This window comes from Gulosibacter sediminis, assembly GCF_014904065.1.
Taxonomy (GTDB): Bacteria; Actinomycetota; Actinomycetes; order Actinomycetales; family Microbacteriaceae; genus Gulosibacter; species Gulosibacter sediminis.
Genome location: NZ_JACXJG010000002.1, coordinates 33,368 through 43,640 on the forward strand (window position 1 = coordinate 33,368; position 10,273 = coordinate 43,640).

General features: G+C 67.3%; 10 protein-coding genes and 1 tRNA gene. 3 read left to right on the forward strand and 8 right to left on the reverse strand.

Going from position 1 to position 10,273, the window contains the following annotated elements:
• The 8 genes from ID132_RS13265 to eno all read right to left on the reverse strand — a co-directional run.
• On the reverse strand, positions 1 to 477 hold a 477-nt coding region (locus tag ID132_RS13265; RefSeq protein WP_235988178.1), incomplete at its 3' end, for an ATP-binding cassette domain-containing protein.
• A 9-nt stretch (positions 478 to 486) separates the two neighbouring features.
• Positions 487 to 1,578 (reverse strand): amino acid ABC transporter permease, encoded by a 1,092-nt coding sequence (locus ID132_RS00885; RefSeq protein WP_241209087.1) that lies wholly within the window; start codon positions 1,576 to 1,578, stop codon positions 487 to 489.
• Between the two features lie 193 nt (positions 1,579 to 1,771).
• Complete coding sequence (locus tag ID132_RS00890) at positions 1,772 to 2,338, reverse strand: GNAT family N-acetyltransferase (RefSeq protein WP_125106274.1); 567 nt, start codon at positions 2,336 to 2,338, stop codon at positions 1,772 to 1,774.
• 110 nt (positions 2,339 to 2,448) lie between these two features.
• Positions 2,449 to 2,525, reverse strand: a tRNA-Leu gene (locus ID132_RS00895).
• A gap of 55 nt (positions 2,526 to 2,580) precedes the next feature.
• Positions 2,581 to 3,945: an NAD(P)/FAD-dependent oxidoreductase gene (locus tag ID132_RS00900; protein ID WP_125106275.1), complete on the reverse strand. Its 1,365-nt coding sequence runs from the start codon at positions 3,943 to 3,945 to the stop codon at positions 2,581 to 2,583.
• Positions 3,946 to 4,042: 97 nt separating this feature from the next.
• Positions 4,043 to 4,600, reverse strand: a complete 558-nt coding sequence (locus ID132_RS00905; protein WP_241209088.1) for a DUF501 domain-containing protein — start codon at positions 4,598 to 4,600, stop codon at positions 4,043 to 4,045.
• Positions 4,597 to 5,025 (reverse strand): FtsB family cell division protein, encoded by a 429-nt coding sequence (locus ID132_RS00910; protein WP_125106276.1) that lies wholly within the window; start codon positions 5,023 to 5,025, stop codon positions 4,597 to 4,599. The genes ID132_RS00905 and ID132_RS00910 overlap by 4 nt, the downstream gene beginning before the upstream one ends.
• Positions 5,026 to 5,103: 78 nt before the next feature.
• The gene (gene eno / locus ID132_RS00915; RefSeq protein WP_193127637.1) at positions 5,104 to 6,396 is read right to left on the reverse strand and encodes a phosphopyruvate hydratase; all 1,293 of its coding nucleotides are present in this window, start codon (positions 6,394 to 6,396) and stop codon (positions 5,104 to 5,106) included.
• Between the two features lie 290 nt (positions 6,397 to 6,686).
• Here eno and ID132_RS00920 point away from each other — a divergent pair, with 290 nt between their 5' ends.
• The 3 genes from ID132_RS00920 to ID132_RS00930 form a co-directional block, all read left to right on the forward strand.
• Positions 6,687 to 7,754, forward strand: a complete 1,068-nt coding sequence (locus ID132_RS00920) for an LLM class flavin-dependent oxidoreductase (protein WP_125106278.1) — start codon at positions 6,687 to 6,689, stop codon at positions 7,752 to 7,754.
• A gap of 29 nt (positions 7,755 to 7,783) precedes the next feature.
• On the forward strand, positions 7,784 to 8,899 hold the full coding sequence (locus tag ID132_RS00925; RefSeq protein WP_125106279.1) for an LLM class flavin-dependent oxidoreductase: 1,116 nt from the start codon (positions 7,784 to 7,786) through the stop codon (positions 8,897 to 8,899).
• A 439-nt stretch (positions 8,900 to 9,338) separates the two neighbouring features.
• On the forward strand, positions 9,339 to 10,273 hold a 935-nt coding region (locus ID132_RS00930; RefSeq protein WP_328743273.1), incomplete at its 3' end, for an LLM class flavin-dependent oxidoreductase.

Genomic DNA, 10,273 nt, shown 5'->3' on the forward strand with positions numbered 1-10,273 from the left:
ACCGCCCGAAAGCTGGCGGGGGAAGCGGTCGGCCAGCGCACCCAGACCGACGCGCTCGAGCAGCTCGCGGCCGCGAGCCGCCGCATCCGCCTTGCTGCGCAGCTTGCGAGAGGTCACCGGAAGCGTGACGTTGTCGAGCACCGTGAGGTGCGGGAACAGGTTGAACTGCTGGAACACCATGCCGACCCGCAACCGCCGAGTAAGGATCTCGCGCTCGGGCAGCTCGACAAGTTCGTCGCCGCGTTCGGCGTAGCCGATGAATTCGCCGTCGATGGTGATCTCGCCGCGGTCAATCGTCTCGAGGTGATTGATAGCGCGCAGGAGCGTCGACTTGCCGGAACCGGATGGCCCGAGCAGCACGACAACTTCGCCCGGTCGGACGGTCAGGTCGATGCCGTGGAGCACTTCGGTTTCTTCGAAGGACTTGTGGACGCCACGGAGCTCGACGAGGCCGCGGGTGGTGGTAGTCGAAGTCATGACGGTGTCCTATCGGGTGATGATCGGGGCGTTCGCGTCGCCGGCGCTGATGGCGACCGAGCCGGTCTGCGCCGTGACGTCGGCACGGTCGAGCGATGTGGCGACGACATTCGGCCGGCGGGCGGCGAACCAGCGGCGCACTCGCTGTGCCGGTGTCGGCGGCAGCTGCGCGGTCGTGCCACGGGCGTAGTGACGCTCGATGTAGTACTGCACGACGTTGAGCACGGTCGTGATCACGGCGTACCAAACCACCGAGACGAGCAGCAGCGGAATCACGAGTTGGTTGCGGTTGTAGATGACCTGCACCGTGTAAAACAGCTCGGGCAGCGCAACGATAAAGACCACCGAGGTGCCCTTGACGAGGCCGATCACCGAGTTGAAGGCGTTCGGCACGATCGAGCGCAGGGCCTGCGGCAGCACGATGCGGAAGAAGCGGGTGGCGCGGGGCAGGCCGAGGGCGCGGGACGCCTCGAGTTGGCCGGCGTCAACCGAGAGCAGGCCGCCTCGGATGATCTCGGCGGAATACGCGGCCTCGTGCAGCGAGAGACCGAGAATCGCAGCGGTGAAGGCCGAGATGAGCTGCACCGTATTCACTTCGAGGAGCCAGAAGTCGGTGGTGAACGGCGTGCCGATGCCGAGCGTGGGCCAGAGGTAGCCGAGGTTGTACCAAACGACCAGCTGCACGACGAGCGGCACCGCGCGGAAGAACCAGATGTAGACGCTCGCGAGGCTCGAGAGAATCGGCGAGCCGCTCATCCGCATCACCGCGAGCACGCCGCCGAGCACGAAGCCGATCGTGGCCGAGACGACGGTGAGCACGAGCGTGAGCCCAAGGCCCTGCACGACGGACTGCGAGAAGAAGTACTGCGCGAAGACGTCCCAGCGCCACTGCGGGTTCCGGAACAGCGAGACGACGAACTGGGCAACGACGAAGAGGGCGATGGCTGCGAAGATCCAGCGACCCCAGTGACGCTGCCGGCGGATGCGGCGGGCCACCGGGCGCGCGGGTGCCGCCGCCGACGTGGTTGCGGCGGCGCTCGGCGCAGCGCGCTCAGTGCTGGGCGCCGGGTCAGCAGTGACGGTGTCGGTGATGTGCGTCACGGGGTCTCCTCGGTTCGACGGGGTGGTCGGGTGAGGATGACTTCAGCACGGAGGACGCCCGCGTGCGACTTTGTGACGACACGAAATGACGCGGTCGCGTCATCTTCGTCATGGAGGGAAATATGACGCGCCGCCGGCTCGACATTCTCGCGGTGAGCAGCGATAAGCAGTCGTGCCGGCGGCGCGCCGCTCCCTAGGGCTTTCGGGCGATGAGTTCGCCGAAGTCGACGAGGTCTCGCACAGCGCGCGCGGGCAGTTGCGAGGCATCCTCGCCCTCGACGAGCGCCTTCGTGTACGGGTGCACCGTGAATGCGTCAGGGTCGAAGTGCGCGGTGTAGCCGTTTCGCGCGTACAGGCGGTCAGCCTCGGACTGGCGGGGCCCGGTCGTGAGGAACACTTGGCGATACCCGAGCCGTCGGGCCTCTTCCTCGAGCTGAGCGAGCAGGCGGGTGGCGAGGCGTTCACCACGGTGCGCCGGGTTCGACCAGATCTTCTTGAACTCGCAGATGTCACCGTCGTAGGCCCGCACGGCGCCCGCTGCGAGCGGGGTGTTCGCGTCGAACAGCACGAGGAAGGCGCCGCGCGCCGCCTCGGTGAACTGGTCCTTCGCGCCACCGTAGACCTCTTCACGCGAATCGTGCCCACCGAGGTCGCCGTAGCGGTCGTGGTACTCGCGCACGAGATCCTCGAGCACCGGAATCACGCGCTCGTCGAAGGGGTTGACGATCTCAAATCGCGTCGTGGTCTGGGTGTCGGTCATGTGGGCTCCTCGGGAAGGGCTGGGATCTGCGGGAAAACTTCAGCACCGCACATCGCGGATGTAAACCGCCGAGGTAATACGTCGACGCAGTGTTACGTCGCAACGAAACTTGGTCCCCCCGGTCGGGTTCGAACCGACACTTTCGCGATTTTAAGTCGCGTGCCTCTGCCAATTGGGCTACGGGGGGGGNCCGCCGCATCCAGTCAAGAATACGGCGGCGATCGCCAGGTGCTGTGCGGCGTCTACTTGGCGGCCGAAGCCTTGTCGTCGGTCGACTTCGGAGCAGCCGGCTTCGGACGAGCGGCGAAGCGCTCGAAGAACGCCTTCGGCTCGCTCAATTTGCTCAGCGAGACGAAGTCGCGGCCGAGCACGAGCTGGCCGAGCCAGCCGCCGAAGACGCGAATCTTGCGCTCGTAAGTCGGGATCGCCATGCCGTGGTAGCCGCGGTGCATCGCCCACGCGGGAAGGCCCGTGATGCCGGTCTTGCCCGACTGGAATGCGCCAACGCCCATGCCGAGGCCCGCAACCGCACCCATGTTCTCGTGGTAGTAGTCGGTCGGTGCGTCGCCGCGCAGCGTCGCCACGATGTTCTCGGCGAGCATGCGAGCCTGACGAACAGCGTGCTGTGCATTCGGCACGCAGAAGCCGTTGACGCCGCCACCCGAGAGGTCGGGCACCGCGGCGATGTCGCCAGCGGCCCAGGCGTCCTCGACGATGCCCTCGTCGCCCTCAATGCGAAGGTCGGCACGGGCACGAACGTTGCCGCGCTCGTTGACGGGCAGGTCAGTGAAGCCCTTGACGAGCGGGTTTGCCATCTGGCCAGCGGTCCACACGATGACGTCGGTCGGGAACTTGTCGCCGTTGGAGGTCTCGACCACACCGTCGACAGCCGAGCTGCACTGGGTGTTGAGGTGCACGGTCGCGCCACGCTCGGCGAGGTTCTTGATGACCCACAGCGCGGTCTCTTCCGAAACCTCCGGCATGATGCGCGGCGCCGCCTCGATGAGGTGGAACTGCACGTCGTCGAACTGCAGCGACGGGTAGTCGGCGAGCAGCGCAGTCGCGAGCGAACGCATCTCGGCGAACGTCTCGATACCGGCGAAGCCGCCACCGACGACCACGAAGGTCAGCAGGCGCGAGCGCTCGGCGCCCGGCGCCATGGTCGATGCGCGGTTGAAGTTGTCGATGATCTTGTCGCGAACCCAGACGGCCTCTTCGATGTGCTTCATGCCCACCGCGTTGTCGGCGATACCCGGAATCGGGAAAGTGCGCGACACGTTGCCCGCGGTCACCACGACGATGTCGTAGCCGAGCGTGTAGGCGTCGCCATCTTCAGGCGTGATGGTCGCGGTCTTCGACGCGTGGTCGATCTGCGAAACCTCGGCGGTGATCACGCGCGTGCGCTTCAGGTGACGGCGCAGCGACACCACTGCGTGACGGGGCTCAATCGAACCGCTCGCCACCTCGGGCAGGAACGGCTGGTAGGTCATGTAGGGCAGCGGGTCGACGAGCGTCACCTGCGCCTCACCAGGGTTGAGCTGCTTTTCGAGCTGTCGGGCTGCTGTGAACCCGGCGTATCCACCGCCGACGATCAGAATTTTCGTCACGCGTTCACTCCTCACTGTGTTGTCAAGCTTCGAGACGTATCAAGACTACCCCCGCGCCGTGGCTGTCACCTGACGGGCGGGGTGACCTCGGCGGACGCTATGCGTCGGCCGGCGACGCGGCGTTTGCACCGCGGGGATTCGCGCACTGGCACACGCTCGGCGACCACGCCGAAACTCGCAGCGCCCAGTCGCCGATCGGGTTCACGCCCGGGCCCGCGGCGAGCGCGTGCGCGCTCAGCGCGTGCAGGCACTTCACGCGCGTCGGCATGCCCCCGGCCGTCACGTGGGCGATCTCCTCGACATGGTCGACCGACTCGCGGGCGGCAAGGTACTGCTCGTGAGCGCGCTGGTAGGCCGACCGCAGCTCGTCATCGCTCGCCAGCGCATCCTGCATCTCGACCATCAGGTGCGCGCCCTCGAGACGCGACATTTCGGCCGTGGCCTCGGGGTGCGAGAGGTAGAAGAGCGTCGGGAACGGCGTGCCGTCGGGCAGCCGGGGCGCTGTGATCACGACGACTGGATTGCCGCAGACGCAGCGCGAGGCAACCCCGAGCACGCCGCGCACCTGGCGTCCGAGCTGCTCGGTGAGCGTGGCGAGGTCCTGTTCACTCGCAGGGCTCCAGTTCGGATGCTGGTCGATGAGGGCGTTGGTCACTGGTCCTCCTGAGGCGCTTGCGCGTCGTTGGCACGGATGAGCGAGTCGAGGAAGAGCTCGGTCGAGTCCGTTTTGGTTTCGTGCAGCTCGGAGCTGACGTCGGGCTCGTCTTCGACCGCGGGCAGCGACGCGTCGTCGATGACGACGTAGGTGGTGTCGCCCGGCTCGACAAAGAGCAGGCGGCCACGGGCTTCGGCCTTGATGTAGGCCGGGTCTTCCCAACGGTTCGTCTGCTCATTGACCTGGGTGATCTGGTCTTGCGACTGCGCGATCTCGGATTCGAGTTCGGCAATGTGCTGCCGCTGGCTGATGAGCTGCTGCACGGTCGGCACAATCATCGCCACCGAGACCACGAGCACGATGAGCAGCAGGATGGACCCGCCCGTCGGTCGGCGCGTGGCACGGGTGGTGGTGGTTTTGGCCATGGGGACATTCTTCCAACAATGGCCGACGGGCCGAGCGTTACGCTCGGCCCGTCGGCCAAATCACGGTGGACTTTGCGGTTAGGCCTCGGTCGGCGTGAAGCGCGGGAACGCCGAAGTGCCCGCGTAGATCGCCTGGTCGCCGAGGATTTCCTCGATGCGCAGCAGCTCGTTGTACTTCGCGACGCGGTCGCTACGCGCCGGCGCGCCGGTCTTGATCTGGCCACAGTTGGTGGCGACGGCGAGGTGCGCGATCGTGGTGTCTTCGGTCTCGCCCGAGCGGTGCGAGAGGATCGCCGTGTAGCCGTGGCGCTGCGCGAGCTCGACGGCGTCGAGGGTCTCGGTGAGGGTGCCGATCTGGTTCACCTTGACGAGGATCGAGTTCGCAACCTTGAGGTCGAGACCCTTCTGGAGGCGCTCGGGGTTCGTGACGAAGAGGTCGTCGCCGACGAGCTGCACGCGGTCGCCGATGCGCGCCGTGAGCTCGACGTAGGCATCCCAGTCTTCCTCGGCCAGCGGGTCCTCGATCGTGACAATCGGGTAGTCGTTGATCAGCTGCTCGTAGAAGTCGACCATGTCGGAAGCCGAGTGCTCGTTGCCCTCGAACTTGTACACGCCGTTGTCGAAGAACTCGGTCGAGGCGACGTCGAGGCCGAGCACGATGTNCCGGCCGAGCACGTAGCGGGTCTCGCCGATCGACTCGACGATGAGGTCGAGTGCCTCGCGAGTCGAGCCGACGCTCGGTGCGAAGCCGCCCTCGTCGCCGAGGCCGGTCGACAGTCCCTTCGAGCCGATCGTCTTCTTGAGCTGGTGGTAGACCTCAGTACCCCACTGCAGGGCTTCGCGGAAAGTTTCGGCACCGACCGGCAGGATCATGAACTCCTGCACGTCGACACCCGAGTCGGCGTGGGCGCCGCCGTTGATGATGTTCATCATCGGCACGGGCAGCACGTGGGCGTTCGCGCCGCCGACGTAGCGGAACAGCGGGAGCTCGCTCACCTCGGCCGCGGCCTTGGCGTTGGCGAGGCTCACACCGAGGATGGCGTTGGCGCCGAGGCGCTGCTTGTTCGGCGTGCCGTCGAGCTCGATCAGCTCGGCGTCGAGGGTGCGCTGGTCGGTCGAGTCGAAGAATTCGATCGCGGGGTTAATCTCGTCCGCAACGGCCTGCACAGCCTTCTCGACACCCTTGCCGAGGTAGCGGTCGGCGTCGCCATCGCGAAGCTCGTACGCCTCGAATGCGCCGGTGGATGCGCCCGAGGGCACGGCGGCACGACCGATGGTGCCGTCTTCGAGTGTGACCTCGACCTCGACCGTCGGGTTGCCGCGCGAATCAAGAATTTCACGTGCGTAGACATCAGTGATGAACGTCACCATTGGCTCCTCTGAGTTGGCATGTGGGGATGCGCCGCCAGTCTATCCAGCCCACCTCCCCACCACCTCCGACAGCTGGGGGTTGAGTGGTCAGTTNGGGGCCGTTAGGGCATGGGGTGGCCCGTGTCGAGGGCGCGGCCCGCGGGGGCGCGTCACATTACTTCGAATGACTCGCCATTGAAGTGAATTACCGCGCATGAATGCGCGTGACTCGTCATATTCGCGCACCGCCCCGGCGCCTCAATAGTTTCGACCACACCAGCGCACCCCGCCTACGAATTGGAGCGTCGAACATGGTCAACGTTATTGGTCTCGACATCATCAGCAATACCCCATCGGCCGAAGGAATTCAGCTCACCGACGTCGAGCGATTGAATTCTGTGGTCGAAAATGCGGTGCGATTCGAAGAACTCGGTTTTGACGGCTATGCCGTTGGAGAGCGTCACCACGCACCATTTCTATCGAGTGCGCCGCCGGTAATTCTCGCGAATATCGCAGCCCGCACCTCGACCCTTCGGCTCTTCACCGGCGTGACCCTGCTCTCGGTGCTCGACCCGGTTCGCGTCGCCGAGGACTACGCGACCCTCGACCTGCTCTCGGGTGGGCGCCTCGAACTCATCGTGGGCAAGGGCAACGGCTCGGAACAGGCCGAGCTGTTCGGCGTTGCCCGCGACGACGCTCACGTTACCGAGCACGAGAACTACCGCGTGCTCCGCCAGCTCTGGTCGGGCGAGCCCGTGCACTGGGCACCGACACCGGGGCGACCGACGACCCGCACCGTGCCGCTCGAGGGCTGGGTGAGCCGACCCCAGCCGCTGCAGCCGCGCATCCGTACCTGGCACGGCTCATCGACCTCGACCGAGACCGTCGAGCTGGCGGCCGAGTACGGCGACCCGATCTGGGTCGCCAACGTGCAGAAGTCAATCGAGGGCTACGCACCCCTCGTCGAGCGGTACCGCGAGGCGTGGAGTGCGCACGGTCGCGACCCGAAGGACGCGAGGGTCGGCGCCGGATTCAGCCTGTTCCTCACGCGCAATTCGCAAGACTCGGTCGAGGCATTCCGTCCGTTCTATGAGCGCACCGCGGCCGGCCGAGTCGACACCTATAACAACTTCGCCCCGGAAACGCTCTTCCAGGATTACGACGACTACGTCGCCCGCAGTTCGTTTCTCGTCGGGAGCCCGCAGCAGGCCGTCGACAAATTGACTCGATATGCGCAGGTGTACGGCCTCGACGCCATTTCAATTCCCGGTAATCGAGGCAATCTCACCGAACGCCAATGGCTCGAAAGCCTTGAGCTACTGAAAACCGAAGTTCTCCCGGCAGTTGAGGCCAATCTCGGCGCCGCCCTCGTCTCCTAATTCGCCTCCCGATTCGATTGGACCCACTCATGACCACTGCACCCTTCACTCTCGCCCTCGAGCTCGACGGAGCCGGCGCGCATCCTGCCGCCTGGCGCTTCGCCGCGCACTCCCCCGCCGAGTCCCTCACCCCGCGGCGCCTCGCCGACAAGGTGCGCGCCGCCGAACGCGCGGGGTTCCACCTCGTGACGCTGGGTGACAACACCGGCGCGCCCGAGGCAGCCGGGCCGAGCGCCGCACGACTCGACTCGGTGTTGCTCGCCGCCTTTGCCGGGCCGCTCACCTCGACCATCGGCCTCGTGCCCGTCGCATCGCCGGTCTGGGCCGAGCCGTTCCATCTCTCGGGCCAGATCTCGAGCCTCGACCACGCCTCGGCGGGCCGCGCCGGCTGGCTCGTCGACGGCACCACCTCCCCCGCCGCGAGCGCGACGCTCGGTCGACAGGAACTCACCGGCGACGAGCTGCTCGCCGAGACGAACGATGTCGTCACGGCGGCGACCCAGCTCTGGGATTCCTGGGAAGACGACGCGGTGATCGTCGACATCGACTCGGGCCGTTTCCTCGACAACCAGCGACTCCACGCCATCAACTTCGCCTCCGAGCGCTTCACTGTTCGGGGCCCATCGATTACCCCGCGGCCGCTCCAGGGCCGCCCGCCCGTGTTTGGCCGCATCGGCGAGGTCGACCCGAGCCTCATCGACGTCGCCCTCGTGCGCGGCGACTCGGTCGAGGCGATCACCGAAGCGGCTGCACGCGCCCGCAAGCTCGGCATCGACCGGGTCGTCGCCGAGGTCGAGGTGGTGCTCGATGCCCGCGGCGAGACCGCCGCATCCCGGCTCGCCGCGCTCGACGCCGCGGCGGTCGCCGACGGGCTCCCCGCATACGTCCCTTCCTCGCTGCGCATCGTCGGTGACTCGGCCGAACTCGTCGAGCTCATCGCGCAGCTGCGGCGGGCTGTCGATGGCGTGCGCCTCCTGCCGGCGGTGCTCGAGGTCGACGGCGACGAGCTCGAGCGGCTCGTGCTGCCGGAGCTGCGCCGGCTCGAGATCGCCGCGGCGCCGACGTTCGGCGCCACCCTGCGCGAAGCGCTCGGCCTCGAGCGCCCCGCCAATGTCTTCGCCACCGCAGCGACCACCCGCGCGTAGCCCGCACCACGACGAGAACGGACCAGACTCATGACCACCACGACCGACTACCCACGCCCAAACGCCCACGTCCACTTCGGCGTGTTCTACGCCGGCGTTAACGAGGGCGTCGACTGGCAGTCGCCCACCGCCCTCAACCAGATCGACTTCGAGGCCTTCCGCCAGACCATCCAGACCGCCGAGCGCGGGCTCTTCGACGCGTTTTTCTTCGGCGAGGGTCTGCGCCTGCGCGAGCACCTCGGCGNGGTCATCGAAATCAACGTCGCGGGGCGCCCCGACTCGCAGACCCACCTCGCTGCCCTCGCGGCCATCACCGACCGCATCGGCCTCGTCGCCACGCAGAACGCGACCTACCACGAGCCGTACGCCCTCGCCCTCCGACTCGCAACGCTCGACGTGCTCTCGGGCGNGCCGCGCGGCCTGGAACATCGTCACCACGGTGAACGGCTGGACCGGCGAGAACTTCCGCCGCGGCGGCTACGTCGACGTGCCACCCCGCTACGAGCACGCCGAACAGAACGTGCGGCTCGTGCGCGCGCTCTGGGACTCGTGGGCGAACATCGCGCCGAGCGACTCGACGCGCGCCACCGAGTGGTCGCAGGCCCCCGAGCTCATCGAGGGCGACGGCGACTTTTCGTCGGTGCAGGCCCGGCTCAACGTGCCTGCGAGCGCCCAGGGGCATCCCGTGCTCTTCCAGGCGGGCGACTCGGCCGGCGGGCGCGATCTCGCGGTCAAGCACGCCGACGTCATCTTCTCGCGCCACCTGCAGCTCGACGACGCGCTCGAGTTCGCGGCCGACATCCGCGCCCGGCTGCGCGCCGCCGGAAGGCCGGAGGACGACGTCCTGCTGCTGCCCGGCGGTTCGGTCGTCATCGGCGACACCCTCGCCGACGCCGAGGACCGCTGGCGCGCCGAGCAGGAGGCCGCGCTGACCGACGCCCACGTCGTGCAATTCGTCGAGCACACCTACGGCGAGGCGCTGCCCGACTTCGACCCGAACGGCCCGCTGCCGAGCTTCGCGCCGTCGACGAGCGAGATCAGCGTCGAGCGCGGCACCGTCGGCCACTACCGCACGCCGCAGGACATCGTCGCCGAGTGGCGCGACATCAGCGAAGCGAAGGGCTTCGCGACCGCCCGCGAACTCGTCGCCCACCTCACGAGCTCGCGCTCGTTCGTGGGCACGCCCGACTCCCTCGCCGACGAACTCGCGCACGCCGTGCGCAGCGGCGCTTACGACGGGCTCAATCTCGGGCTCCGCCACGTACCGCATGGCCTCGACGACGTCGTGAACCGGCTCGTCCCGGCCCTGCAGGAACGCGGCGCCTACCCGACCGAATACGTCGGCACGACCCTGCGCGAGCACCTCGGTCTGCG